We start from the raw sequence: 24,867 nt of genomic DNA, 5'->3' as shown, positions 1-24,867 counted from the left end.
TGTAGATACCTATGCCGCGATTAGAGAGTGTCAGTCGACATCGATGTTGCCTGACACACCGCTATCGCGGGCAAGCCCGCTCCCACAGGTTCTGCGTTTGATGGCCTGGATGTTTCTAGCCTTGAAGCGCTTCCATCAGCACTTGCACCAACTGCCCACCTTGCGGCGTAGCCCAGCTTCCGGCGAGTTCTGCAATCAGCTGGTTGGTGGTCGTCAGCGTCACGCCGCCTTTATCCATCCGCCGCAGGGCGATGTCATCGGCCATGACACTCGGTGAGCCGCCACCATCGGCCACCACCTGAACGTCATACCCCTCGCGCACCAGGCTCAGCGCCGGATACACCGTGCAGACGTCGTTGGTGACACCGGCAATGATGAGTTTTTTTCGGCCCGTGGCTTTGACGGCGGCGGCGAAATTTTCATCGTCCATCGCGTTGACGATACCCAGGCGTTTGACGCGGGAAGCGAATTCGGCGGGCAGGATCTGCTCCAGTTCACTGAGCAGCGGCCCCTGAGCGTATTCCTCCATGCTGGAGGTCAAGACCACCGGAAGCTTCAGGATGCTTGCGGCTTTTGCGAGCATCAGCGCATTGCGTTTCAGCTCTTCGAACGGAATGGATTTCACCCACCCCATCGTCCCCACCTGGTGATCGATCAACAGCAGGGCGGCATTGTCGGCACTGAATTTTTCGTACGTCATGATGATTCTCCTGGCAGTAAGGTTGGGGCATGCATGGGAATGGCCGTTTCCTCAGGCGTTTTGAGCCGGGCTCATGGTCGGGTAATCGATATACCCCTGAGCGCCCGGTGCGTAGAACGTGTCTTTGTCCGGCACATTCAGCTCGGCGCCTGTGAGAAAACGCTCGGGCAGGTCGGGATTGGCGAGGAATGCGTTGCCAAACACCACCGCGTCGGCCTGGCCCTTAGCGAGCAGGGATTGGGCGGCGTTTTGGTCGAGCCCACCACCGATCAGGTAGCTGCCATCGAACAGTGGGCGCAACAAGGCGTGGTAGTCGACGCTGGCGCCGAACAGGGCAACGTGCAGATAAGCGAGATTCAGCCCGCGCAATTGCTCGACCAGCCAGGTGTAGGTTTCTTGCGGGTTGGCATCGACGATGTCGTTGAAGTTCATTTCAGGGGAGAGTTTGATGCCGACGCGATCACTGCCAATTTCCGTCGCCATGGCGTTCAACACCTCCAGTACAAAGCGAGCACGGTTTTCAACCGATCCACCGTACTCATCCGTGCGCTGATTGCTGCTCGTCGAGAGAAACTGTTCAGGCAGATACCCCGAAGCGGCATGCAGCTCCACACCGTCGAAGCCGGCCTCGATGGCCAGGCGTGCGGCCTGACGGTAGCCCTCGATGACCGCGGCAATTTCGACCACGGTCAGCGCATGTGGGGTGACGAAGTCCTGAAGGCCCGTGGCTGTCCAGGTCTGGCCGGCAGGTTTGATCGCGGAGGGGGCCTGCGGCAACGCGCCGCCAGGCAACAGCGAAGGGTGCGATATGCGTCCACAGTGCATCAGCTGCATGAAGATCCGACCGCCGCGAGCATGAACGGCTTCGCAAACCTGCTTCCAGGCAGCCACTTGCTCGGCGGTTTCGATACCGGGAGTACGCACATAACCCTTGCCAAGGGCCACAGGGAACACCCCTTCAGAGATGATCAACCCGGCACCGGCGCGTTGCGCGTAGTAGGTCGGCACCAGCTCGGTCGGCACCCCGTAATCATCGGAACGCGAACGGGTCATCGGGGCCATGACCATGCGGTTGGTCAGTGTATGGCGACCGATCTGGACCTGAGAAAAAAGCGAATGCATTGCGGTACTCCTCGGTAAACGATGTGGCTATCATTGATCAATCCGAATCCGGGATAAACCGGGTAAAACTGAATTGACTGATCCACTGATGGAGCAATGACATTGGAGTTTCTCAACGACATGGCGTTGTTCGTCGAAGTCGTGAAGGCGCGCAGTTTCCGCCGGGCGGCGGAGGCGATGGGGATGCCGAATTCGACGCTGTCGCGTCGGATAAGTGGCCTTGAAAAGGAAATCGGACTAAGACTTTTGCATCGCACCACGCGCAAAATCGAGCTGACCGAGGCGGGGCAGTTGTACTTCGACCGCTGCAAACGCATCGTCGACGAAGCGCGGCTAGCGCACGAGCAGCTCGGCGAAATGCTTGCCCGGCCCAGCGGTGTACTGCGGGTTTCACTCCCGGTGGATTTCGCCAATATTTACCTGGCACCGCTGATTGCGGAGTTTGCCCGGTTGTATCCCGGTATCAGCTTCGAGTTGGATCTGACCCCGCGTCAGGTCGATCTGGTGAGTGAGCCGGTTGATGTGGTCATTCGCATGGGCGAGCCCGCGAGTTCGAATCTGATCGCCCGTAAGCTCGCCAGTTTGCGCCGCAGCCTGTACGCCTCACCCCGTTATCTCGAACTGCACGGTGATCCGACTCATCCCACGGACCTGACCAGTCACGAATGCCTGCGTATGCGCGGCACGCGCGCCGACCGCTGGATACTCTCCGGCAGTGAAGGGGAGGTGGAGGTTGAGGTTGGCGGTCGATTCGAACTCAACAGCGTTGGAATGATTCGACGTCTGGCGACGCTGGATCTGGGTATTGCGTTATTGGGGGAAGGTATCGTTGCGCAAGACCTTGCCGATGGCACACTGCGCAGAGTCTTGCCGCAGTGGCAGGCTTCACCCGTCTCGGTTTACGCCCTCACCGAAACGCGGCTGTTGCCGGCGAAAACCCAGCGGTTTATCGAGTTTCTGCGTGAGCGGCTTCAGGATGCGTAGCGTTCCGGGCTGTTCATGGAGTGGGCTATTTCTCTAATCTTGTGCAAAATCACGGGTACAGCGTACTCACCGCCTATTGATCGCATGTTAAGCACGTATTGTGAGTAATCGATCGCGCTAATGCAGTGCAACGAGAGCCAATGAAAAACCATTTTGAGATAAGTGATGTCTTTGAGCCCGATCCAGTCACCCATCAGCAGCCGGCGGTAACAGCATGATCGAGGTCACCGAGGTTTCCATTGCCCAACTGCGTGCTGCGCTCGAATCGGGCCAGACGACGGCGGTTGAACTGGTCCAGGCCTATCTTGCCAGGATCGACGCCTACGACGGCCCCGACACGCCCACCGCCCTCAACGCCGTGGTGGTTCGCAACCCCGATGCGCTCAAGGAAGCGCAGGCGTCCGATGCCCGTCGGACCAAGGGCGAATCGCTGGGGCCGCTCGATGGCATTCCCTATACGGCCAAAGACAGTTATCTGGTGAAGGGGCTTACCGCCGCCTCTGGAAGTCCCGCGTTCGCGAACCTGATTGCTTATCGCGATGCGTTCACCATCGAACGGCTTCGTGCCGCTGGCGCAATTTGCCTGGGCAAGACCAATATGCCGCCCATGGCCAACGGCGGCATGCAGCGCGGGGTGTATGGCCGGGCCGAGAGCCCATACAACGCTGACTATCTCACCGCACCCTTCGCCTCGGGCTCATCGAACGGCGCCGGTACTGCAACCGCCGCCAGCTTCGCGGCATTCGGCCTCGCCGAAGAAACCTGGTCGAGCGGCCGGGGCCCGGCGTCGAACAATGGTTTGTGTGCCTATACGCCTTCGCGCGGCGTGATCTCGGTGCGCGGGAACTGGCCGTTGACGCCGACCATGGACGTTGTCGTGCCGTTTGCCAGAACCATGGCCGACCTGCTCGAAGTGCTCGACGTGGTGGTGGCGGATGATCCCGACACACGAGGCGATCTGTGGCGGATGCAACCTTGGGTGCCCATCCCGAGTGTCGCCTCGGTGCGTCCCACTTCCTATGGGTCGCTTGCCGCGAACACCGATGCCCTCGCTGGCAAACGCTTCGGCGTTCCTCGTATGTACATCAACGCGGATCCCGAGGCGGGCACCAGCGATGCGCCTGGCATTGGCGGTCCGACGGGCCAGCGGATCAACACCCGCGCTTCCGTGATCGGCCTTTGGGAAGAGGCTCGCAAAGCACTCGAAACCTTTGGTGCCGAAGTGATCGAGGTCGATTTCCCGCTGGTCTCCAATTGCGAGGGCGATCGTCCTGGTGCACCGACGGTGTTCAACCGCGGCCTGGTTTCCAAAGAGTTCCTTCACCATGAGTTGTGGGATCTGACGGCTTGGGCGTTCGACGATTTTCTGCGGGCCAACGGCGATCCAAAACTCAATCGCCTGGTCGATGTGAACGGGCCGCTGATTTTCCCCCACGACCCGGGGACGCTGCCCAACCGTGAGGGCGACCTTGCCGCTGGCATGGATGAATATGTGCGGATGGCCGAGCGCGGCATCACCCCTTGGGAGCAGATCCCCACGGTGCCGGACGGGCTACGCGGCCTTGAGCAGACGCGCCGGATCGATCTTGAGGACTGGATGGATCGGTTGGGGCTTGACGCAGTGATCTTCCCGACGGTGGCCGACGTTGGGCCGGCGAATGCCGATGTCGATCCGAAGTCTGCGGACATCGCATGGAGTAACGGTGTCTGGGTCGCCAACGGCAACCTCGCCATCCGCCACCTGGGTGTTCCCACGGTCACGGTGCCGATGGGAATCATGCCGGACATCGGCATGCCCGTCGGGCTGACATTCGCCGGTCGTGCCTATGACGATTCGACGCTGCTGCACTTGGCTTCGGCGTTTGAGTCGACGGGGACGAAGCGATTGATTCCGCCTCGAACCCCACCATTGTCCGGTGGCCAGAAATAAGAAGGGCGGGATTGGGGCTGTACACGCTCCAATCCCGCCGCTTTCAGGTATTCAGTCGGCTGCTTTGGTTCTGGTATGTCAGTGATGAATGGGGGGCAGCCTACGATGGCTCTGTGACCTGAAAGCTCTTGCTTAGGTATCCTGAGTTCCCATATTTGAGCCCGGTCTGGAGCTTTGCATGAAAGTTGGCGTGATCTCCGATACCCATGGCTTGCTGCGCACCGAAGCCCTTGCTGCCCTGGAGGGTTGTGAGTGGATCATTCACGCCGGCGACATCGGCAAGCTCGAAATCCTTGATCAACTGGCGTCAATTGCCCCGCTGCATGTAGTACGCGGGAACAATGATCTGGACGCCCCTTGGGCAGAAAATCTCGCCGACCGACTATGTTTCGACCTGAATGGATGGCAGACCTTGCTGGTACATGACATTGCCGATGTCCCAGCCGAGCTTGATGCAGGCATCAGGCTGGTGATCACCGGCCATTCGCATAAGCCACGCATTGAATGGCGCGGCGAACGGCTATACCTCAACCCTGGCAGCGCTGGCCGGCGGCGCTTCAAACTACCGGTGACGCTGGCTCTACTCGAGGTGCTTACGTGTTCGATTGAGCCGCGCCTGGTCTCGCTACTGGAATGACATTCCTTGGAGGGGCTTGGAAAGGCATGCAGTTTCATCTCATACAGCTTTGCAATGAAAGCATCAGGATTGGATAGCAGTCTGCTTTTTGGGGCCGATGGCTACTTGTTGCGAAGGGCAGCAACCGACCCAAACTTGCCTCACAGCTTGCCAAATAACGGATGCTCAATGGACAACGGGCATCACACACATCGGGTTCAGGTTTCCATTGCCATGGACCTTGCGCTACCCCGTGTAGTACTTGTCCCAGAGCTTGTTCCGGAATCGCTTGGCCGGATCGAATTGCGCCTTGAGTGCGAACAGGCGTGGCGCGTTGGGGTAGGCACGTGAGAACTGCTCCCGCGTCGCATGCAGCTGATAGGGCAGATAATAGGTACCCCCAAGCGACAGCGCGGCGTCGATAAGTTCGCGCGTCCACGTGCCGACTTCCTCGCGGTCAACCATGGAAACGTGTTGCCAGTAATAGAGTACGAAGGAAAACACTTCTTCGCGTGCCCAAGACAAAAACGAGTCGGGGTCGCCCGGAGCGTGCCGGATGGAGATATTAACGGCGTCAACGCGGTGCGCCTGTAGGATGGCGGCCATTTGCTTTACGAACGCATTGAACTGTGCCACCGGCACAAAATATTCCTGCAACGCGTAGGTACTGTTTCGGGTTGCGATAGGCCCAAGTGAGGCGACATCCGCACTGGCCTCGTAATTGCGCCGCACAACCGGGTGGTTGAGGTAGCGCAGTGGATCGATCACATCCTTGCGAATCAGCGGGCCGCCGGGAAGCTTGGCCACACTCCACATGAGGGTCTGGTTGAATTTGTACGATTGACCCGGCGCGACCAGCCTTTCTGCGACTGTCAGCTCTTTGTCCGAGGCACGCCAGGTGACGGAAGTGGCCTGGTCAAAGTAAGGGGGGGCCAGATCGGCGTTGTGCAGAATAGTCTGTTCGTTCCCACGGACCTGGTCATTGAAAAAATTCGGGTAATCGGCAACTGACATGCGGTGTATCTGACGTTCCATTGTGACGTTGGACGCGAGGTCCAGTTCGACCTCAGTGATCACCCCCAGCGCACCATAGCCACCGATGGCAGCGTGGAACAAGTCGGCATTTGCGGTGCGGGACGCTTCTACTACCGAACCGTTGGCGAGCACCAGTTGCAGAGAACGCACAGAGTTGATTACCGGGCCAGCGCCGACATAGCGCCCATGAGCATTGACCGACAGCGATCCGCCGACGGTGAAGTTGGCATAGCTCTGCATGATTTTTATCGAGAGATCGTGCGGGTCTATGACCGACTGCAGGTCACGCCACCGCATCCCTGTTTGCACGCGTATGACCCTGCTCTCAGGCGAGTAACGGATTACCTGATTGAACTGACGCATGTCGAGGTGCAGGCTGTCTTCGGTGGCAATCTGTCCACCCATGCTATAGCGGCCACCACCGATACTGACCGGGCCTGACCACATGGCAAGCGCCTGTTGAATTTCGTCGGTGGTGCGCGGTGCGAACAGGCGATTAACCCAAATCGGATTGAGCAGCGTCACATCGTTAACCAAGACGCCCGATGGTGCCGCCCATAACGACCAAGGTGAAAGCACACTGACTGCAATCCCGGCCATGCCAGCCTGGAGTAGATTGCGCCGAGTGAGAATATGCGACGACTCTGAAGTGGAGTGTGGTTGCGTATTGTCGATCATATTGCGTTCCCTCGCTGTGAATCGAAAATAACGCGCACATTCGGACTTCGAAGCAGACTCGCTGAATTGACGGTACACCGTTGCTACAGAACTCGTCCGAAATACCACAGAAAGTGGAGATTCGACCCGGGAGCCTGACGCTTTTGCTTTGCCATCATCTTGTCCACTGCCCGCTTTTGGCCGATTCCTACTGTCACAAAGGGCTGCTATCGACCCATAGCTGTCATTAAATTGAGGTAACGAAGCGGGTTTCGAGGCCTACACTTACTGGCGGTAGCGCATTAATCAATACGACGGCATCGTCGCCCTGGTTAAGGTAGATCAATGAGTCACCGGTCTCGAACGTAACTCTGAATCCGGCCAGCCAAGGCTCTTGCCCGTTGAAAGAGTCAAGAATTCCCTCAACTGCGCAAATTTTTGTGTTCTCGAGGTGGGTTGCTGATAGAGCCGCAAGCAGGTTTTCCCTCTTCCAGGAGCAGGTCACGTTTGGCTCTATCTCGAAGGAAGCCGGCGTATCAGAAGGCAACAAGTCCGCACCTACTCTCTCGCCATCACTCAAGAGATACATGGATAGAACTTCTCCTTCGCCAAAACGCCACTCTAGAGAACCTATGTCTCCCAGATCTTTCTCGTCGTTGAAATAGTACTGGTCGTGCAGCAGCACGCTCAGCCGCTTTCCCAAAAGCGAACGTGCGTTTTGCAGGTCTAGGACAGCTCTTGTAGGGGATGGGGAGTGTCGGCTAGACATCGGCATCTCATATAGGTGGGAAGAGAGGCAGATACTACACAAACGCCATTAAGTCCGCTTTTGGCCGTTTTCTGCTCTGCGCGAAGTGCAGCAATAGCTCATGCTCAGACGTTGGGATGGTGAAAAATGATGCTGGTTGCGACGGCCGTTGCCGCAGGAACTTCAGGGTATTGGCCAGGTCCATAGCGGCCCGGTATCGGAATTGCCGAGCAGCGCTGTGATCTGTTTACGGCAGCGCCATCCGAATTCAGTCGAGTCCGCCCCCTGATGCCAACCAAGAATTTTCTGCCGGGTCTCATCCTGGTGTTCTGCGCCATCGCGTCGCTTTGTTCGTTTGCTGCCGAGCGAAGAGCGCCCGCGCAAAGCAACAGCGCATCAACGACCCTGATCGAAACCGCCTCGCGGCAGTATGAAAATGGCCAACTGGATCAGGCCGCCGCCACGCTGGAGCGTGCCCTGCATATCCAGCCGAACAATCCCGCGACGCTGCATTACCTCGGTGTGTTGCGTCTTCAGCAGGGGCAGTACCAGCAGGCTGAAACCTTGGCGGTGCGCTCGAACATGCGGGTGGGTCGTAACGTCGAGTTGCGCAACCGCAACTTCCAATTGATCCAGGCGGCGCAGCAGGCCCAGTCTTCGGGTACCTCACCCAATGCCAAAGAGGACCTGGTCGCAGTGCAGAAGGGGTTGGCAGAGGAGACCCAAAGGCGCCGCGAAGCGGAAATGGCGGTTGTTGAGCAATCCACTCAGAACCCTGGTCGCGACGCTGACAACTTCACTCGCGCAGAGGCAAATCGGGTTTCGGACGCATCGACGGCTGGCAGCGCCGGGCCCGAAGGACAATTGCAAAGGGTTAATGTCGAACCAGAGCCTGCGTACGGTGAGGTTGAGATTCCCCGCGGCCATATGCCACCTCCGGGTAAATGCCGAATTTGGTTTCCTGATCGTCCGCCGGGGCATCAGCCTGCACCGGGCAAATGCAAGAAGCTGCGACATCGGGTTCCGTCAGGGGCCTACCTGGTGCGCGGTTGAGTTTCTGGGTGTGCAACCAACCCTGAGCGCGTCAGCTCAGGGTCGAAAGCTGCTTGCTCCGCTATTGCAGCGGAACATACACATCAGTTTGCCATTGATCCTGCGGTGTCTCGGGATAGACGCTCAGGTAATGAAAGAACAGCGGCTGGTCACGAAGTTCCTCTCCACTGGCGGGAAGCCAATCGCGGTAAATCGGATAGATCGTTTCGCCGATGTGATCCGGTGACCCCGTGTGTCGCACCACGACGCAGCGACCGCCAGGAATGACGATCTCGTGCACGCCGAATTCATTCGGCGCCACGGCCTCGTGAATCTCGCCGCAAATGGCGAAGCGAAATGCTTGTGAAGGTGTCGTATCGGGGTTGCCATAGGGAATGCCAAAGCTGCGACTCGATGCCACCGGCGACTGTCCGCTCTGCATACGCCACTCGATGAACTTGCGCACACTCTCATTGACGAGCCCGGCTGGCCCGCAGTGCTCAAGCGTCGCTACCCTGACTTCAGGGAATTCCACGATTCGTACTTGCATGATGATAGTCCTGGAAAAGTGAGGGATTGCGAATACCGCATTCCAGACCTGCCAGTTCGGTTCCTTCCTGAACGCACTCGGCGTCATACCGAACGCCCGCCTGAACGCCCTGCAAAATGCCTCGGGACTTTCAAAGCCGGCACCGAGTGCGGCGTCCAGTACCGAGTGATCAGCGGCGGCGGCCAGGCGATGTGCTGCGCGTCGTAGTCGCATCAGTTGCACATAACGTGAGACAGGCACTCCTACGAACGCGGTGAATTGTCGATGGAAGTGAAACGCCGAAAAGTTCGCCACATGGCTCAACGTCTTCACCGACAGGTCACCTTCGAGATGGGCATCAATGTAGGCGAGTACGGTGTTGAAGCGTTTTGTGTAAGCGAAGTGGGTCGGCATGTCAGACACTGGGAGAAGGCTCCTGGAAGTACGGTCGGCAATAGAGTCGACTATAGCGGCGTGAACGCGCCTAGCCGCATTTGCTCAAGGCACGTTTTGGGTTGGCCAATGCGATCTTCCAAATTGTGCAGGAGCACGATTACACAGCCTGAGCCGAAAGCAGGCACCCGTTACCTCGCCTAAGCTGGAAAGGAACAAAAGGGTGAAGGCGTCCGGCGTACTCACCTTCGCCACGCAAAGGAAGCGATGAATATTTTTGTGATGCTCCAGCCGTTGTTCGACATTCTGATGTGGCTGCTGCCATTGTTGGTCCTGGCCGTCATCATCAAGACGCCCTGGTTCAAGGGCTGGTTCGGTGAGTTGCTGGTGCGGGCATTCGCCCACTATGGGCTGGATGGCCAGGTCTACCGCCGGTTGCACAACGTCACACTGGACACGCCCGATGGCACTACACAGATCGATCATGTGTTCCTGTCGCCCTTTGGCATTTTCGTGTTGGAGACCAAAAACATGGGCGGCTGGATCTTTGGAGGTGAGCGCCAGGCCCAGTGGACGCAGCAGATTTTCCGGCATCGCTTCAGGTTCCAGAACCCGCTGCGGCAGAATTACAAACACTTGAAGGCACTAGAAGCGCTGCTCAGCGTTCCGCCCGAGCACATCCATTCTGTAATCGCCTTCGTCGGCGGCAGTCGCTTCAAGACCGTCATGCCGGACAATGTCACCCAAGGCGTCAGCTGCATCCGCTATATCAAGTCCTTTCAGCAGCCTGTGTTTAGCGAAGCGCAGGTGAGTGTAATGGTGAAGGCGCTGGAGAGCGGGAAGAGGGAGAGCACGCTCACTACCCACTACGAGCATGTACAACGCCTGAAACAGCGAAACGACCCTTTCGCGAAACGCAGTTGCCCGCGTTGTGGAAGCGCTTTCGAAATTCGTATCCGTAAGACGGGCGATAGAGCAGGAGAGCGATTCTGGGGGTGCAGCGCCTACCCCAAGTGTCGAGCGAAACAGGATTTGGATTAGTCCTCTCCAGGCACTTCGTTCTTTGACGCCGCGAATGAAAACAACTGACTGATCATCCGTTCCCCGGCAAAAGCGGCCTGGAACGAGAAAGCCTCGTTGTGCTTGAACGCCATGAGTACCTTGGGCCCGGTAGCTGCCAGGCATCGAAAACAATCGCATTGTCTGGACCAACGCAAACCAGTCCGCTGAACGGAGCCAAGGGCAGGCGCAACACCGTCTAATCTGAGTAGTACGCGAGCACAAACATGCCTCACGCCTCTTGCTACAGGGGAAACGGGATGACCGGAACAACAGCATGCCAATGCTCGTCTTGGGGCCTACTCTCACTGCTGGCCATCAACCTGGTGCTGACGGCGGGATGTGCAGGCAAAGCTGCCACGGCTCACTATTCGGCCTCAAACATAGGCTCAAACTGCTATGCAAAAGCGCTACCCACTTCCGGCGAGGGTGGCCTGGCTTGGGGCTCCACCTTGAACATGGCTCGCGAAAAATCCATGGCTAACTGCATACGCTATGCCGGCCGATCCGGCGGCACGCCGAGTACCTGTGAAGTGGTGTTGGCGGAGTGCAAAAATTAGAAAACGGCTCGTTAAATGGAACGAGCCGTTGTTGTGACGGTGCTTATCGGGGGAAGTGCACGGATGTCAGACCGGATTCAAAGATGGTCCGCATCAATCACAGCCTTGGCGAATGCCTGCGGATCTTCCTGCGGCAGGTTGTGGCCGATGCCGCCGCTGATCAGCCGGAACTCATATTTGCCGGTGAAGCGCTTGGCGTAATCCTCGGGGGCAGGGTGCGGCGCGCCGTTGGCATCGCCTTCAAGGGTGATGGTCGGCACGCTAATGGAAGGCGCCGTAGCCAGTTTCTGCTCTAGCGCTTCGTATTGGCTTTCACCTTGAACCAGCCCCAGGCGCCAGCGGTAGTTGAATACGGTGATGTCGACATGGTCGGGGTTCTCCAGAGCCTTGGCGCTGCGGTCGAAAGTGGCGTCATCGAACGCCCATTTCGGCGACGCCAGTTGCCATATCAGCTTGGCAAAGTCGTGGGTGTTTTTCTCGTACCCGGAGCGACCGCGGTCGGTGGCGAAGTAAAACTGATACCACCACTGCAACTCGGCCTTGGGTGGCAGCGGATTTTTGCCGGCCGCCTGGTTGCCGATCAGATAGCCGCTGACCGAGACCAGCGCCTTGACCCGTTCTGGCCACAACGCCGAGACGATGTCGGCCGAACGCGCGCCCCAGTCATAGCCACCGAGCACCGCCTGTTTGATCTTCAGCGCATCCATAAAGTCGATGACGTCACTTGCCAGTGCCGCCGGTTGACCATTGCGAACAGTTTTATCGGACAGGAAATGTGTATTACCGTAGCCACGTGCATACGGCATAAGCACTCGATAGCCCTGTGCTGCAAGCAATGGCGCGACCTCGTCATAGCTGTGAATGTCGTACGGCCAGCCGTGCAGAAGAATGACTACCGGCCCATCGGCCGGGCCTGTTTCGGCGTAGGCCACGTTCAACAGTCCGGCGCTGACATGCTTCAGCGGGCCGAACGGGGAGGGTGCCGCATGAGTGGCGCCGGCACTGATCGCGTCTGGCGCCACAGCTGCGGTTGTTTGTGCGTGGGCCGCACCGAGAGCGCTGAACAGGGTGAACGCGAGGATCGACGAGCCGACCAGACGGCGGCGAGTTGTGCCGGTTTTGTTCTGCAGTGCCATCTTCATGGTGATGTCTCCGTTGCAAGCCGTTGGCCAGGGGGGCTGGCTGATCCCCTTCAAACCTGGCTTGCATTTGAACGCGGCGACGTATCTGGTTTGTGTCGCATCGGATGCCAGATGAAAACTTATGTACCGGGATGTCATCCAGACACACTGCGATACACCGCGCCAACGAGCTATCCCGCCATTTAGGGTGTTTACTTCTAATCAGGCCTATATGCACAGAGAGGAAAGCACCATGGGCAACGAACAGGTGGCACCTGATACGAAAGGTGTTGCGGTGAAGTTACTTGCAACGGTTGACCTTGGCCCTGAGATCGAGGGCATGGCAGGGCGCCAACTTAGAATGCGTATGGTGACCATCGAGCCTGGAGGCGTCTTCGGGCCGACTCACAACCATAAAGACAGACTAGGCACCGTCTACATACTGCAAGGAACCATCACTGACCATCGAAATGGAGTCGCCACGGACTATGGGCCAGGAGTGGGCTGGCCCGAGGACAGGAACACCACACACTGGCTTGAGAACCGAGGAACGGTTCCGGCGGTGGAGATCTCGGTGGATATTGTCAGGCAAGAGTAGGCTCAGACCTGATATCAAACATGATCGGGCCTGACACGTGGCTCAGCCGGAAACGGCGCCGACAGAAAGACAGATCGTCCCAGTCTTGAGCCGATCTATCAATGCCGGTTAGAAGTGCCAATGCTCAGCGTGAACGACACGACAGAACGGGCCCGCCAGAGTTGCATTGTGATGAGCGACGATATTTTCGGCCTTCAATGCAGGGGTGTCGGTGCAGGTATGACCGTCGGCGATCAACACTGCATCGAACCCAAGATCTCGTGCGGCGCGGCAGGTGCTGTCGACACAATACTGGGTCTTCATTCCGGCAATAACCACGCCTTGAGATCCACACGCTTTTAGCCGATCGGCCAGGTCAGTCATGGCGAAAGCGTTGGGTCGGATTTTTTCGAAGATCACTTCGTCTCCTTGTAGCCGCAGTTCCTGCACCAGTTGCGTCAACGGGCTTGCAGGTTCGATAGGCGAGCCTGGGGGACCTACGTGGCGAGCAAGAAAAACTGGCGCGCCTGCTTTCCGGGCTTTGCTCAACAGGCTATTCAAAGTGTCTAGCAACGCGTCGCCAGCCCATGGCTTATCCGGGCCATGAAACAATCCAACCTGCATATCGAGAATCAACAGTGCATACATAGTGCTTTTCCTTGCGTTTGGACCAGTGACAAAAGGGCAAAAGAAAAGGCCCTATCCATCACTGGCGGGCCTTTTGAAGTTCGTGCGTTATTGGCTCACGGCACCTCTCACGACCCGCCTCGGGCGGTCGTGGTAGTGGTGGTCGAGGCAATGCGTGGCTGATTCATAGGGCTGACAGTATCAGCACGGTACATGGTTGGAAAGGGGGCGCATCCGTGCGCCAAACGACCTGTTTTAGCGCTTGATCAGGGAAATCTTGGTTCCTTCGATGCTGATCCCGGCCATTAAACCCTGCTGGTCGAAAATGAACGCGTAGGCATCGTCCTTCACTGTCGTGCTGGACAGATTTTTCGCCACCCCTTCATCAACCATTACAACGGTGGGCCCTACGCCGATTTCCCAACCCTTGGTTTTACGTACATAGTCCACGGCTTTGTCGGTCATCAGGAAAACCGCATAGCCATACGACTGGGCGCCTGCCTGCAGCCCCCAGGACCCGGTTACGGAGTTGTAATAATTCTCTACTTTCTTGTCCTTCAACAACACGCCTTCGCCATAGCTGCCGCCAAACACAAGGCCTGCCTTGATGATTTTCGGGAAGACAAGAATCGCTTTGGCGTTGTGCGAAATGTTTTCAGCAAATGGCGTGGACTTGTAGAGCGTTTGCAACGCTTGCCGAGAGTCGACATCCAGGTCCTCGGCAGTTGCCGCACCGGCAGTGTTCAGGAGGCTGGCCGATGCCAGCGAAGCTGTCGCAAGGACGATCGATAGGAAGAACCGCATTGACTGAGTCATTTTAGTACTCCGATACGGGAGCATTGGATGTGAGGCAGTCAGCACCTGCCCTCGGCAGAAATCCGAGCCTGCTGAAATTATCCAGCGCACCCTAAAGTGTGTGAATACTGGCTTCGCCCTTGAATGAAGCAGGCCAGAGGCCTTTGATCATTGGCGAGGTCATCACTTGCTTTGACCTCTGTGTATTGGCCGGGTTCGTCGTCAGAAACGATGATGGTCAAAAGTAGATACTGTTAGTCAAAAGGGCACCGGTGCTGCTGGCCTGTACTAGGCTGTTCATCCAGGACAACCTGCTGGAGAGGGCAACGATGCCTGAATGTTTTGATACGCTGGATACTGCATTCGCAGCGGTAGCCAGGGACAAGGAAAAGAAACGGTTATGGACTATCCTCACTTTTCAGGGCAGCAATACGTTTTACCTGTTCTGGAGTGCAGCCAATGCCGGTCAGATTGTGGCGGGCATATTGAATGAGGATTTGCCTGCCAGCGATGCCTCCTTGCCGACAGTGTTACCTAACAAAGCGCTGCCGCAACTCAAGCGAGGTGGCGTGGACAAGGGCCACCCTGAGTACGAGCAAAACGAGATCAACCGCCAAACGGTATCGAAGACAAAAGCGTTGCGGGCAAGCGTGGCCGACGTGCTGGCTCAGCAATGGAAGGTCAACACCTGGACCTTCACAGGGCATGCGGAGGAGCGAATGCTGCTTAACTTTGGTGCCCTTTACACTCAGTTTGCTGTTGCGTCAGGACAGATTCCGACGGTAATCATCTACAACTCTGACTCGCCGTGTACGGTCGACGACCCGCGTGCGAGCTCTTTCTTGCAGCCGCGATCCTGTTCGGCCAAGTTGACCCATCTGGCCAAGCGTTACCCCTTTGCGCAGTTCACTATCTACTATTACAAGGCCTATCACGGCGGGGGATCCGCATCGAAGGACGGCGCGTCCTCCAGTTCGAGCGCTGGCAGCACGTCCCCCAACTTCGTCTCGGGCGACAACATCGAGTTGCTGCCTTTCACCCCGGAATTACGGGAGTTGTGCGCCCAGAACAACATTAAATAGTCGCTTTCAACGAAAAGCTCAAGTGTCGTAGCGTAACGCAATGGCGCCGTCGTGCCGCTTGATTTTAGAGGAGATGCAGCATGGACCGATTCACCGGCGGTTGTCTGTGCGGCAACGTCCGAATTGAAGCGTCGGGGCTCCCATACCGGGTCGGCCTTTGTCACTGTCTCGACTGCCGTAAGCATCATGGGGCACTTTTTCACGCCTCGGCAGTGTTCCCTCAGGATGCGGTGACGATCGATGGCGAAACACGCGACTACGCCGGGCGGTTTTTCTGTCCCCGTTGCGGCTCGTCCATTTTCGCTCGCACAGCCGACGAAATCGAAGTGAACCTGGGATCCCTGGATGCCCCTGACCAACTGAAGCCAACCTACGAAAGCTGGATCATCCGTCGCGAATCCTGGTTGCCACCGTTTCCGCTGACGCGACGATACGAGCGTGATCGTGATGCCACGGGGCGCTTTGAGGAGTAGGCCGTCAATCGGCATATCCAGCAGATAGCTCCTCTCCTGGAAAAACTCACCCATCCTGCAACAGTTCCAAGGCACGATCAAAGTCGAACAGCTCCACCTGCTCCGCGACCAGAGCCAGGCGTTTGGCCAAGGCGCGATCGAGTGACAGATTGCGCAGTTCGGTAAGCGCTTCCATGGCGGCCGTGTCACTTTCGGCCAAAAGACCTTTGAGCCTGTTCAGTTGCTCGCTCAACTCGGGGCCATTCTGCAGGTCATCGCTCATCGATGCGGGGGCGTTTGCGGTCAGGTCAGCCAGGGCCGCCAAGGTCGGCAGCAGGCAACTCTCGACCTCCGTCGCCAGCGCTTGCACCCTCGTAGCGGACTCGCCGTTCTGGCAGGCCTGTTCCAGCGCAGCGGCAGCCTGCGCCACGGTTTTGGCGCCGATGTTGCCGGCCGTGCCGCGCAGGCTGTGAGCCACTCGTCTGGCCGCGCCAGCATCCGGGTCAGCCAGTGCCGCCTGGAAATGCTCGGTAAAGCCTGTCTGAGAGTCTCGAAACTTGCAGAGCAGGCGAAGATAGAGTTCTCGCCGGCCCATGCAGCTGGCTAGGCCGGCAACCATATCAATGTCCGCAAGACGATCCGGCAACCCATCTGGCAGGCCTGCATCTGGCGATGATGGTGCTGCCTGGGCAGCGGTCCGTGGCCTGATCCATTTTGCCAGTGTGGCGAACATGTCATCGACATCGAGTGGCTTGGATATATGGTCGTTCATGCCACTGCTCAGGGCTCGCTCGCGGTCACCGTCCATGGCGTTGGCAGTCATGGCGATCACCGGCAAAGCGTTAAAGCGCGGCTGCTGGCGAATCTGCTGGGTGGCGGTGTAACCGTCCATCACCGGCATTTGGCAATCCATCAGCACGCCGTCGAAGTTGCCATCCTCGGCCAGGATGTCCAGGGCCTCCTGGCCGTGCCTGGCCAGTCGCAGCCGTATTCCGACACTCTCCAGCAGCTCGCAGGCCAGTTCCTGATTCAGTTCGTTATCTTCCACCAGCAGCAGCCGGGCTCCATTCAGGCTGGCTACGGTGCTGGCATTTTGTTGGGAGCGTTCGTCGGCACGAGTATCGCCTTTCGGGCCTCTGCCCAGCACCACACCGATGGCTTCGAGCAAAGAGGACGGCGTTACTGGCTTGGTCAGCACCACCGGTAACTGGATGCCCTGACGCTCGGCTTCCTCGCGCGCCTCTTCGCGGCCAAAGGCGGTGACCATGATGACCGACGGCGTATGCATCAGGCTGGCGGAATGCATTCTGCTCACGGTTTCCACGCCATCCATGCCGGGCATCCGCCAATCCATCAGCACCAGATCGTAGGGCAGCGCCTTATGCTCGGCGTCGGCCAACATGCGCAGCGCCAGACTACCGTTATGCGCGACATCCACCTCCAGGCCAAAGCTGCGCGCCATGCCCGAGAGGATTTCACGGGCACTGGCGTTGTCGTCCACGACCAGCACCCGCATACCCAGCAGTTCATCGGCCTTGAACATACGACGCGGCTGAACGCCTTGCTGCACGCCGAGGCGCACCTGGAAATGGAACGTGGAGCCGACTCCCGGCTCGCTCTCAACCCAAATGTGGCCGTCCATCAGCTCCACCAACTTCTTCGAGATGGACAAACCCAGCCCAGTGCCGCCGTATTTGCGCGTGGTCGAGCTGTCGGCCTGACTAAACGACTGAAACATGCGCGAACACTGCTCGGCGGTCATGCCGATGCCCGTGTCGCGCACCCAGAAATGCAGTTGCACACGGTCGTCCTGCACGCCAACTTCTTCCATACCAACCACAATTTCGCCGCGTTCGGTGAACTTGGCAGCGTTATTACCCAAGTTGATCAGCACTTGCCCCAGGCGCAGGGGGTCTCCGAGCAATGCAGTGGGTAGATCGGGCGGGGTCTGGAACAACAATTCCAGGCCCTTGTCCTCGGTTTTCAGGCCAATCATGGCGGCGAAGCTGTCGAGTACGTCCTCCAGGCGGAAGGGGGTCTGTTCGAGGCTCATCCTGCCGGCCTCGATCTTGGAAAAATCGAGGATGTCGTTGATGATCCCCAGCAGGTTCTCCGCCGAGCGGTGCACCTTTTCAATGTAGTTGCGCTGGCGACTATCCAGATCGGTACGCAGCGCCAAGTGGCTCATGCCGATGATGGCGTTCATGGGCGTGCGGATCTCGTGGCTCATGTTGGCGAGGAACTCGCTCTTGGCCTGGGTCGCGTCCTCGGCCGCCGCCCTTGCCTCTGCCAGTGCAGTCACGTCGATGTTGATGCCGGTTGCGCGCAAGGGCTTGCCGTCAGGTGTACGTGAGAAGCGGGTGAGCGATTTGAATGTGCGCACCCGCCCATCGTTTTGCCGCACGATGCGAAAGTCGAACTCGGTGCGATCATCATCACTTTGGATTGCGCGCTCGAACGTGCTACTGGCACGCGCCATGTCATCCGGATGCACCAGCGCCTTCCAGTGCTCCAGAGTGCCACCGAATTCGCCAGGCTCAAGCCCGAACAGCGTTTCGAGCTGTGGCGTCCAATAGTTTTTGCCGCTGATCAGATCAACGTCGAACAAACCGATGTCGCCGGCCTCCTGCGCCAGGTTCAGGCGATCGCTGGCAATACGCAGCTTGGCCTCCATCGCCCTGCGTTCGCTCACGTCGCGCACCGAGGCACAAACGCAGACGCCACGGCCCTCCAGGCGGGGCAGATGGGACAGGCCAATTTCCACGGAGAACAGGCTGCCGTCCTTGCGCACGCCGCTCAGATCATCCAGGTCGCCGCCCATCTGCCGGGTGCCGCCGCTGGCAATGAACCCGTCGCGTAACTTGACATGCCGCTCGCGGGCAGCCTGCGGCACCAGATGCTCGATGCTGGCACCGATCAGTTCGCCCTGTTCATAGCCAAACAGAGTGTCCATTTGCGGATTGGTCATCAGGATATGGCCGTCGGCACCCAGCACCAGCATGCCGTCCGGTGCCGCCTCGATAATGCCGCGGTACCAGGCCTCGGTGGTGCGCAGTGCCACCTGCTGGGCCTCCAGTTCCCTGGCCTGACGTTCCAGTTGCAAGGTTTGGGCACCCATCTCGTCAGCCTGGCGGCGAGTTTCCTGCAGTAGCGCCTGGGCCGCCTCGCTGCGTTCCATAATGGCCATGGCTCCGGCCAGCCTTGGTAGCACTTCCTGCAGCAGCAACGCCTCGTTCTCTTCCAGCGGGCGAAAGCCGGCCATTTCCATAACCCCGAGCAGACGCTCGCCACGCAGCACAGGCTGAACCAGCAGATGGCTGGCGGGGGCTTCACCCAACTGTGTGCGCACACGCCAGAACTGCTCAGGCAGATCCTTGAGCTGGCGGGGTTGGCGATCCAGTGCGCACTGGCCAAGTAGCCCTTCACCGAGCTCGAGCTCCGCGCGCAGTGGGCGCTCACTGTCCACCGCATAACCACCCAGCAATTGCAGGCGTGGCGCACCTTCATAGAGAACGTACAGCGCGCCTTGGCACATGCCCAGCTGTGGCGCGATGCGGCAAAAGAAAGCTTGGGCCAACTGCTGCGGCGTCTCTGCCTGTTGCAGATCCACTTGCAGGAGCGAGGCGTGGGCCTTGACCCAGCGCTGGCGCTCAAGTTGACAAGCCTCCAGTTGCAACGTGGCGATGGCGCGCGCCAGGTCGCCGGTTTCGTTGCGAAGCTCGGTGTGAGGGATCTGACCGTCCAACTTGCCGGATGCCAGCTCGTCAACCGCCGCGCGTACGCGATTCAGCGGCACGCGGATGGAGTGACTGACCAGCCAGGTCAACAGCAAGGCCAGCGTCGATCCGCCCAGCAGCAACACATAAGTGATCGTGCTGCTGTGCTGCGCATACTCGGCCAGATTCTTCGCCGTATCGTAGATGTCGGCTTCCTTGTTTTTCTCTATCTGCAGAAGCAGCTCTTCGCTTTCCTGCTCCCGGGCGAGAAACTCCTTACTGTTGAGTAACATCAGCGCCTGACCCAGGGAGCCCTTGCCAGCCAGTTCCAGTGCTTCATCGCCATTTTTCTGCAGGCGCTGCAAGACCACCTCAAACGCCAGCAAGCTGTTGAGGCTGCTCTGTCGCCGCAGCGTTGGGCGAACCTGCTCCAGGGCCTCGTGCAGACGCTCTTGGGCGACGTCCATCTGCGCTCTGGCGCTGATGCGGATGTCCGCGTTGCTGGTAGCGACGGCGCGTTGCAGTGCCAGCAACAGATGCGGAAGCCGCACCCGAATCTCCTGCACATGCTGGATACCGACCAGATCCTGTTGGTACAACTGCTGCATTTCGTACCTGAGTGAATACTGGGTGCGCAGGCTTTGCACGCCAAGCACCAGGATCAATACCAGCAACGCAGCGAAACCGATAATCAATTTACTGCGCAGGGACAGGCGCTCGAGCAGCTCGAACAGTCTGTTCATATACCGCCTCATTCAGCTGGGTGTGCACAAGGATGCAAGGACTCAGGGCTGGTCAGCGATCTGCTCGAGTAAGGCTAACTGCTTGGCCATGTCCTGATCGCTGTCGGCGAACCGCTCGGCAATTTCCCGGAACCGTTCGGCATTGGCCAGAAAGGTATCGCAGATGTCTGGGTCGAAATGCGAACCCCGGCCTTCGCGCATAATTTCCACCGCCTGCTCATGGGGCATACCGGGCTTGTACACGCGGCGGCTGATCAGCGCATCGTAGACATCCGCCACGGCCATCAAACGGGCGCTGATGGGGATGTCGTCGGTGGCCACCCCTTGCGGATAGCCACTGCCATCCCATTTTTCCTGGTGGCCATAAGCGATTTCCTTGGCCAGATGAAGGAAGTCGACGCCTATCCCTAACTGACCCTCGGCGTGTTGGATGGCATCGCGCCCCAACGTCGTGTGGGTCTTCATGATCTCGAACTCTTCCAGAGTGAGACGTCCCGGCTTGAGCAGGATGCGATCGGGAATGCCGATCTTGCCGATATCGTGCAGCGGTGCCGATTTGAACAGCAGCTTGATGGTTTCCTCGTCGAGGAAGTGGCGGAAGCGAGGATGCTCGCGCAGTAGCTCGGCCAGCAGTTTGATGTAGTGCTGGGTACGGCGAATGTGGTTGCCGGTTTCGTTGTCGCGGGTTTCGGCCAGCGATGCCATGGCGTGGATGGTGACGTCCTGGATTGCAGTCACCTCGCGGGTGCGGCGCTGCACCTCCTGCTCCAGAAATTCGTTCTTGTCACGCAGGAAGTCCGCAGCCGCCTTGACCTTGATCTGGGTCGCGACCCTGGCCATGAGCACCGGGGGGATGATCGGTTTGGTGATGTAGTCCACGGCGCCCAGGTTCAAGCCGCGAATCTCGTCCTCTGTGGCAGCCATGGAGGTCAGGAAAATGATCGGAATATGGCGAGTGCGGGGGGCAAGCTGGAGCTGCCCGGCAACCTCGTAGCCGGACAGGCCCGGCATCATGATGTCCAGCAGGATCAGGTCGGGAAGTGGGTCGCTCTGGAGAAGACGCAACGCTTTCTCGCCGCTGTTGGCTGCCTTGACCCGATAGCTGTCCTTGAGTAACTCGGCTATCAACATCAGGTTGTCGGGGGTGTCGTCGACCACCAGAACGGTGGCTGATGGATAAACGCTCTGCATGCTATCCATAGATGTTGGCTCCCTAGCCTGACAATTAAGGAGAGGCCGTACTTACGCCATTCCCTTGCTGGCAAGCGTAGCTAGGAAATCTGCAATCGCTAGGAGAAAGTCGGAGGCTTGTGGGTGTCCGTTTCTGGCCGATTTCTGCCTGTTGCATCGACCGGTTGAATCCACATCTTCAAATTCTGCCGTTTGACGCTATTTATAATGTTGCTCAAACACCGCTACCTGATCCGGCGTGATCAGTTGAAAGGGCACCCAGACATCCGTCTCGACCGGCTCCCCTTTGATCATCTTGATGGCCGCTTGCAGCGCGCTGGTCGCTTGCGCTTTGGGGTCTTGAAAGACGGAGGCTACGAGCATTCCACGCTTGATGGCCGCCAGACCGTCAGGCAGGCCGTCGATGCCGACAATTGCAATCTCGCCCTTGGCTTTGCCGGCTTGCTGCAGTGCCATGGCGGCGCCGATGGCCATCTCGTCGTTGTTGGCCACGATGGCATCAAAACCGGTGCCGGCCAGCAGCCAGTTGCTGGTCAGGTCCATCCCTTTGTTGCGCTGCCACTCGGCACTTTGTTGTTCGACGATCTTGATACCGGGATAGTCCTTGAGCACTTGTTTGACACCTTCGGTGCGGTCGTGCGTGGAGTTCTGCGCGAGGTCGCCCATGATGATCGCGATGTTGCCTTTGCCCGCCATCTTGTCAGCCAGATAGCGCATTTGCAGTTGCCCGGCCTCAACGTCGTTGGAGGCCACCGTGACCACGCCTTTGGGCAGGACGCGTTCGTCCGGATGGCGGTTGACGTAGACCAGCGGTATTTTCGCTTCGACGGCGGCGCGAGTCATGTTGGCGGTGGCGGCGGTGTCCACGGGCAGGACGATGACGGCATCCACTTTCTGGCCGAGAAAGCCCTGAATCTGATTGAGCTGGCGAACCACATCGCCCTGGGCATCCTCGAACTGGATCTGGACGTTCTCCTTCCTGGCGGCATCTTCCAGGCCGCTGCGCACATAGGTCATGAAATTGTCGTCAACCCTGGCAATGCTGACGCCGATGCGATAGTCGGCTGCGGCCCATTGGCTGAAGAGGAATAACAGCGTGGAAAAAAGAAGTGTGCAGCGACGCATGATGGTTTTTCCTTTTTTGTTATGAGTTGAAATTCATCAAGATCAAAAAAATGCGTAATGCGATCTGTAGCAGCTGTCGAGCCTGCGAGGCTGCTCCTACAAGGGCGGATCTCAGCCTCGCTGACCGGCATTTCAATCCAGCGTGAAGGCTAGCCGAAAGCGTTCAAGTGCCGCTTCGCTGTCGCCGCTGGCCCAGCCCTCAAGCCCGACGACACCGGTGTATCCCATGCGGAACAAGGCTTTGGCAATGGCCGGATAATGGATTTCGCCGGTGCCCGGTTCCATGCGGCCGGGGACATCGGCGACCTGGATTTCCCCGATGGCGCTGCCTGCGCGCTGGATCAGTTCGATCAGGTTTCCTTCGCCGATCTGGGCATGGTAAAGGTCCAGGTTCATCTTCAGATGAGGGCTGCCCACAGCCTCGATCAGCGCCAGGGTATCGTCGGCGCGAGCGAAGGGAGTGCCGGGGTGGTCCACCTCGGTATTGAGGTTTTCCAGCAAGAATACCCGGCCTGCGTCTTCGCCCAGGCGAGCGATTTTTTCCAGGGTCTTGCAGGCGCTCAACCACATGCGTCCGGTGGTGTGGGCCACGGGTTTGACCGGCAAACCTTTGTCACCCAGGCCAGTGCCATGCAGGTTGAGACTCGGGCAATTGAGTTGTGCGGCGACGGCCAGCGATTCTCGTGCGCTGTCGAGCAGGTGCTGGATGTCTTCGGGGTCGGTCAGGTTGCCCGAGATGTAGCCGGTCATCGAGGTGAAGTCAGCGCCCGTGGCGACAAGGGCCGCAATGTCTTTCTTCGTCCAGTCCCAGAGTTCGGCACTGAACCCCAGCGCGTGAATGCGTTTTACGCGCTCTGTGAACGGCAAGTCGAGGAAGACCATCTCGGCACTGATCGCCAATTTGAACGGTGTGAAACTCATGAATGGGCTCCTTGCACGCGCACTGGTTTGCCCTGCTGGAAGGACTCGATACACGCGCGGGCAATGGCCAGTGCCGCGCGGGCGTCTTCGCCGCTGGCGAGCGGTTTTTCACCAGTGCGCAGGCAGTCGACAAAGTGGTTGAGCTCGGCCACATACGCATCACGCAGCAGGTCGGTGTCGAGGCGCTGGGTATCGGCCTGGATGCCATTGGCCAGATAGCGCACCAGGTCAGACTCATTGACGCTGCCCATGGTCAGCATGCCAGCGCTGCCGAACACTTCCCCTCGAACATCGTAGCCATACACGGCCTGGAAATTGGCCTCGGCCGTCGCGATGGCGCCGTTGTCGAAACGGATCGTGACCACGGCGGTGTCGAGGAAGCCCTTGGCCTTGTAGTCCGGTGCGATCAGGGCATCGGCCATGACAAAAACTTCGACCACTTCGGAACCGGGATTGAGGTAGCGCAGGGTATCGAAGTCATGGATCAGGGTTTCGAGGAAAATCACCCACTGCGGCGAGGCAGCCGGATTGTTCAGCGCCGGGTCGCGGGTCAGCGAGCGCAGCAGTTGCGGCGTACCGATGCGGCCTGCGACCACGTCCAGGTGGGCGGCGCGGAAGCTTTTGGCGAAGCGGCGGTTGAAGCCGACCTGCAGCGGCACGCGCGCATCGGCAGCTGCGGCGATGGCGCGGTCGGCCTCGTCGAGGGTGATGGCCATGGGTTTTTCACAAAACACGCCTTTGCCGGCGCGGGCCGCACTGATCACCAGTTCGGCATGGCTGCGGGCGGGGGCGGCGATCAAGACAGCGTCGATTTCCGGGTCATCGAGCAGTTGCTGTGGATCGGTATAGACCCGTTGCACACCCAACTCTGCAGCCAGGCGCGCGGCTTGACCGGGGGTAGGGTCGGCGATGGCGGCCAGACAGGCGCCGGGAATGTGTCTGGCGGCAGTCAGGCCGTGAAAGCTGCCCATGCGGCCAGCACCGATGAGACCCAGGCGGATGATCTTGGACGTACTCATGAAATGACTCCCTTTTATTGTTGTTCAATGACTCGCAGCAGGAATGTCCTCGCTGGCGTTAATCAAGAGAGCAAGGGCTGTGCCAATATCTAAATGCTTGATATTTAAGGAGTTAATTAATATTTACTGAAAG

General features: G+C 58.6%; 22 protein-coding genes. 9 read left to right on the top strand and 13 right to left on the bottom strand.

Annotation, left to right across the window (positions count from 1 at the left end; translation table 11 throughout):
- Nucleotides 1-115: 115 nt before the first annotated feature.
- Together PMI18_RS07115 and PMI18_RS07120 are read right to left on the bottom strand one after the other, a co-directional pair.
- Nucleotides 116-700: an isochorismatase family protein gene (locus tag PMI18_RS07115; RefSeq protein WP_007904567.1), complete on the bottom strand. Its 585-nt coding sequence runs from the start codon at nt 698-700 to the stop codon at nt 116-118.
- A 51-nt stretch (nt 701-751) separates the two neighbouring features.
- A complete protein-coding gene (locus PMI18_RS07120) occupies nt 752-1,822 on the bottom strand; it encodes an alkene reductase (protein ID WP_007904566.1) in 1,071 nt (356 codons plus the stop codon).
- A 102-nt stretch (nt 1,823-1,924) separates the two neighbouring features.
- On the opposite strand from PMI18_RS07120, the gene PMI18_RS07125 reads away from it, so the two are divergent.
- The 3 genes from PMI18_RS07125 (at nt 1,925) to PMI18_RS07140 (ending at nt 5,373) form a co-directional block, all read left to right on the top strand.
- Nucleotides 1,925-2,806: a LysR family transcriptional regulator gene (locus PMI18_RS07125; protein ID WP_007904565.1), complete on the top strand. Its 882-nt coding sequence runs from the start codon at nt 1,925-1,927 to the stop codon at nt 2,804-2,806.
- Between the two features lie 214 nt (nt 2,807-3,020).
- Complete coding sequence (locus PMI18_RS07135; protein ID WP_007904563.1) at nt 3,021-4,736, top strand: amidase; 1,716 nt, start codon at nt 3,021-3,023, stop codon at nt 4,734-4,736.
- 178 nt (nt 4,737-4,914) lie between these two features.
- Nucleotides 4,915-5,373, top strand: a complete 459-nt coding sequence (locus PMI18_RS07140; protein WP_007904562.1) for a metallophosphoesterase family protein — start codon at nt 4,915-4,917, stop codon at nt 5,371-5,373.
- A 225-nt stretch (nt 5,374-5,598) separates the two neighbouring features.
- Here the strand turns inward: PMI18_RS07140 and PMI18_RS07145 are convergent, their stop codons facing one another.
- Together PMI18_RS07145 and PMI18_RS07150 are read right to left on the bottom strand one after the other, a co-directional pair.
- A complete protein-coding gene (locus tag PMI18_RS07145) occupies nt 5,599-7,065 on the bottom strand; it encodes an FAD-binding oxidoreductase (protein WP_007904561.1) in 1,467 nt (488 codons plus the stop codon).
- 226 nt (nt 7,066-7,291) lie between these two features.
- A complete protein-coding gene (locus PMI18_RS07150; protein ID WP_157221684.1) occupies nt 7,292-7,729 on the bottom strand; it encodes a hypothetical protein in 438 nt (145 codons plus the stop codon).
- A gap of 351 nt (nt 7,730-8,080) precedes the next feature.
- Between PMI18_RS07150 and PMI18_RS07155 the strand changes: the two genes are divergently transcribed.
- The gene (locus tag PMI18_RS07155) at nt 8,081-8,845 is read left to right on the top strand and encodes a tetratricopeptide repeat protein (protein WP_007904557.1); all 765 of its coding nucleotides are present in this window, start codon (nt 8,081-8,083) and stop codon (nt 8,843-8,845) included.
- A gap of 61 nt (nt 8,846-8,906) precedes the next feature.
- Here the strand turns inward: PMI18_RS07155 and PMI18_RS07160 are convergent, their stop codons facing one another.
- Nucleotides 8,907-9,776: an AraC family transcriptional regulator gene (locus tag PMI18_RS07160; RefSeq protein ID WP_007904555.1), complete on the bottom strand. Its 870-nt coding sequence runs from the start codon at nt 9,774-9,776 to the stop codon at nt 8,907-8,909.
- Nucleotides 9,777-10,013: 237 nt separating this feature from the next.
- Between PMI18_RS07160 and PMI18_RS07165 the strand changes: the two genes are divergently transcribed.
- Together PMI18_RS07165 and PMI18_RS31610 are read left to right on the top strand one after the other, a co-directional pair.
- On the top strand, nt 10,014-10,787 hold the full coding sequence (locus PMI18_RS07165; RefSeq protein ID WP_007904554.1) for a nuclease-related domain-containing protein: 774 nt from the start codon (nt 10,014-10,016) through the stop codon (nt 10,785-10,787).
- A 278-nt stretch (nt 10,788-11,065) separates the two neighbouring features.
- Nucleotides 11,066-11,365, top strand: a complete 300-nt coding sequence (locus tag PMI18_RS31610) for a hypothetical protein (RefSeq protein ID WP_081499884.1) — start codon at nt 11,066-11,068, stop codon at nt 11,363-11,365.
- A gap of 77 nt (nt 11,366-11,442) precedes the next feature.
- Here PMI18_RS31610 and PMI18_RS07170 read toward each other — a convergent pair whose 3' ends face one another.
- Nucleotides 11,443-12,507: an alpha/beta fold hydrolase gene (locus PMI18_RS07170; RefSeq protein WP_007904549.1), complete on the bottom strand. Its 1,065-nt coding sequence runs from the start codon at nt 12,505-12,507 to the stop codon at nt 11,443-11,445.
- Between the two features lie 232 nt (nt 12,508-12,739).
- On the opposite strand from PMI18_RS07170, the gene PMI18_RS07175 reads away from it, so the two are divergent.
- Complete coding sequence (locus PMI18_RS07175; RefSeq protein ID WP_007904548.1) at nt 12,740-13,084, top strand: cupin domain-containing protein; 345 nt, start codon at nt 12,740-12,742, stop codon at nt 13,082-13,084.
- 108 nt (nt 13,085-13,192) lie between these two features.
- Here the strand turns inward: PMI18_RS07175 and PMI18_RS07180 are convergent, their stop codons facing one another.
- Both PMI18_RS07180 and PMI18_RS07185 read right to left on the bottom strand, forming a co-directional pair.
- The gene (locus PMI18_RS07180; protein WP_007904547.1) at nt 13,193-13,711 is read right to left on the bottom strand and encodes a cysteine hydrolase family protein; all 519 of its coding nucleotides are present in this window, start codon (nt 13,709-13,711) and stop codon (nt 13,193-13,195) included.
- A 234-nt stretch (nt 13,712-13,945) separates the two neighbouring features.
- Nucleotides 13,946-14,506 carry a YSC84-related protein gene (locus PMI18_RS07185; protein WP_007904545.1) on the bottom strand — a complete coding sequence of 187 codons (561 nt, stop codon included), beginning with the start codon at nt 14,504-14,506 and terminating at the stop codon, nt 13,946-13,948.
- A 251-nt stretch (nt 14,507-14,757) separates the two neighbouring features.
- On the opposite strand from PMI18_RS07185, the gene PMI18_RS07190 reads away from it, so the two are divergent.
- Together PMI18_RS07190 and PMI18_RS07195 are read left to right on the top strand one after the other, a co-directional pair.
- Complete coding sequence (locus tag PMI18_RS07190) at nt 14,758-15,567, top strand: hypothetical protein (protein ID WP_157221683.1); 810 nt, start codon at nt 14,758-14,760, stop codon at nt 15,565-15,567.
- Nucleotides 15,568-15,647: 80 nt separating this feature from the next.
- Complete coding sequence (locus tag PMI18_RS07195; protein WP_007904542.1) at nt 15,648-16,040, top strand: GFA family protein; 393 nt, start codon at nt 15,648-15,650, stop codon at nt 16,038-16,040.
- Nucleotides 16,041-16,086: 46 nt separating this feature from the next.
- Here PMI18_RS07195 and PMI18_RS07200 read toward each other — a convergent pair whose 3' ends face one another.
- The 5 genes from PMI18_RS07200 to PMI18_RS07220 all read right to left on the bottom strand — a co-directional run bounded on the left by PMI18_RS07200 (nt 16,087) and on the right by PMI18_RS07220 (nt 24,734).
- Complete coding sequence (locus PMI18_RS07200) at nt 16,087-20,478, bottom strand: response regulator (protein WP_007904538.1); 4,392 nt, start codon at nt 20,476-20,478, stop codon at nt 16,087-16,089.
- A 42-nt stretch (nt 20,479-20,520) separates the two neighbouring features.
- Entirely contained in the window at nt 20,521-21,678 is a 1,158-nt protein-coding gene (locus tag PMI18_RS07205) for a response regulator (RefSeq protein ID WP_007904532.1), read from the bottom strand.
- A gap of 189 nt (nt 21,679-21,867) precedes the next feature.
- On the bottom strand, nt 21,868-22,794 hold the full coding sequence (locus PMI18_RS07210) for a sugar ABC transporter substrate-binding protein (protein WP_007904530.1): 927 nt from the start codon (nt 22,792-22,794) through the stop codon (nt 21,868-21,870).
- A gap of 132 nt (nt 22,795-22,926) precedes the next feature.
- On the bottom strand, nt 22,927-23,715 hold the full coding sequence (locus PMI18_RS07215; protein ID WP_007904524.1) for a TIM barrel protein: 789 nt from the start codon (nt 23,713-23,715) through the stop codon (nt 22,927-22,929).
- On the bottom strand, nt 23,712-24,734 hold the full coding sequence (locus PMI18_RS07220) for a Gfo/Idh/MocA family oxidoreductase (RefSeq protein WP_007904522.1): 1,023 nt from the start codon (nt 24,732-24,734) through the stop codon (nt 23,712-23,714). Before PMI18_RS07220 ends, PMI18_RS07215 begins: the two co-directional genes overlap by 4 nt.
- Nucleotides 24,735-24,867 lie beyond the last annotated feature (133 nt).

The organism is Pseudomonas sp. GM102, assembly GCF_000282555.1.
Lineage (GTDB): Bacteria > Pseudomonadota > Gammaproteobacteria > Pseudomonadales > Pseudomonadaceae > Aquipseudomonas.
The sequence above is the reverse complement of the archived record's forward strand: the minus strand, read 5'-3'. Positions and strand labels throughout refer to the sequence as shown.

Excerpts from the sequence above, each read along its gene's own strand:
- PMI18_RS07220 (WP_007904522.1), bottom strand. The coding sequence starts at position 24,734 with ATGAGTACGTCCAAGATCATCCGCCTGGGTCTCATCGGTGCTGGCCGC.
- PMI18_RS07200 (WP_007904538.1), bottom strand. The coding sequence starts at position 20,478 with ATGAACAGACTGTTCGAGCTGCTCGAGCGCCTGTCCCTGCGCAGTAAA.
- PMI18_RS31610 (WP_081499884.1), top strand. The coding sequence starts at position 11,066 with ATGACCGGAACAACAGCATGCCAATGCTCGTCTTGGGGCCTACTCTCA.
- PMI18_RS07180 (WP_007904547.1), bottom strand. The coding sequence starts at position 13,711 with ATGTATGCACTGTTGATTCTCGATATGCAGGTTGGATTGTTTCATGGC.
- PMI18_RS07145 (WP_007904561.1), bottom strand. The coding sequence starts at position 7,065 with ATGATCGACAATACGCAACCACACTCCACTTCAGAGTCGTCGCATATT.
- PMI18_RS07170 (WP_007904549.1), bottom strand. The coding sequence starts at position 12,507 with ATGAAGATGGCACTGCAGAACAAAACCGGCACAACTCGCCGCCGTCTG.
- PMI18_RS07135 (WP_007904563.1), top strand. The coding sequence starts at position 3,021 with ATGATCGAGGTCACCGAGGTTTCCATTGCCCAACTGCGTGCTGCGCTC.
- PMI18_RS07140 (WP_007904562.1), top strand. The coding sequence starts at position 4,915 with ATGAAAGTTGGCGTGATCTCCGATACCCATGGCTTGCTGCGCACCGAA.
- PMI18_RS07115 (WP_007904567.1), bottom strand. The coding sequence starts at position 700 with ATGACGTACGAAAAATTCAGTGCCGACAATGCCGCCCTGCTGTTGATC.
- PMI18_RS07210 (WP_007904530.1), bottom strand. The coding sequence starts at position 22,794 with ATGCGTCGCTGCACACTTCTTTTTTCCACGCTGTTATTCCTCTTCAGC.
- PMI18_RS07155 (WP_007904557.1), top strand. The coding sequence starts at position 8,081 with ATGCCAACCAAGAATTTTCTGCCGGGTCTCATCCTGGTGTTCTGCGCC.
- PMI18_RS07120 (WP_007904566.1), bottom strand. The coding sequence starts at position 1,822 with ATGCATTCGCTTTTTTCTCAGGTCCAGATCGGTCGCCATACACTGACC.
- PMI18_RS07165 (WP_007904554.1), top strand. The coding sequence starts at position 10,014 with ATGAATATTTTTGTGATGCTCCAGCCGTTGTTCGACATTCTGATGTGG.
- PMI18_RS07185 (WP_007904545.1), bottom strand. The coding sequence starts at position 14,506 with ATGACTCAGTCAATGCGGTTCTTCCTATCGATCGTCCTTGCGACAGCT.
- PMI18_RS07175 (WP_007904548.1), top strand. The coding sequence starts at position 12,740 with ATGGGCAACGAACAGGTGGCACCTGATACGAAAGGTGTTGCGGTGAAG.
- PMI18_RS07215 (WP_007904524.1), bottom strand. The coding sequence starts at position 23,715 with ATGAGTTTCACACCGTTCAAATTGGCGATCAGTGCCGAGATGGTCTTC.
- PMI18_RS07205 (WP_007904532.1), bottom strand. The coding sequence starts at position 21,678 with ATGGATAGCATGCAGAGCGTTTATCCATCAGCCACCGTTCTGGTGGTC.
- PMI18_RS07195 (WP_007904542.1), top strand. The coding sequence starts at position 15,648 with ATGGACCGATTCACCGGCGGTTGTCTGTGCGGCAACGTCCGAATTGAA.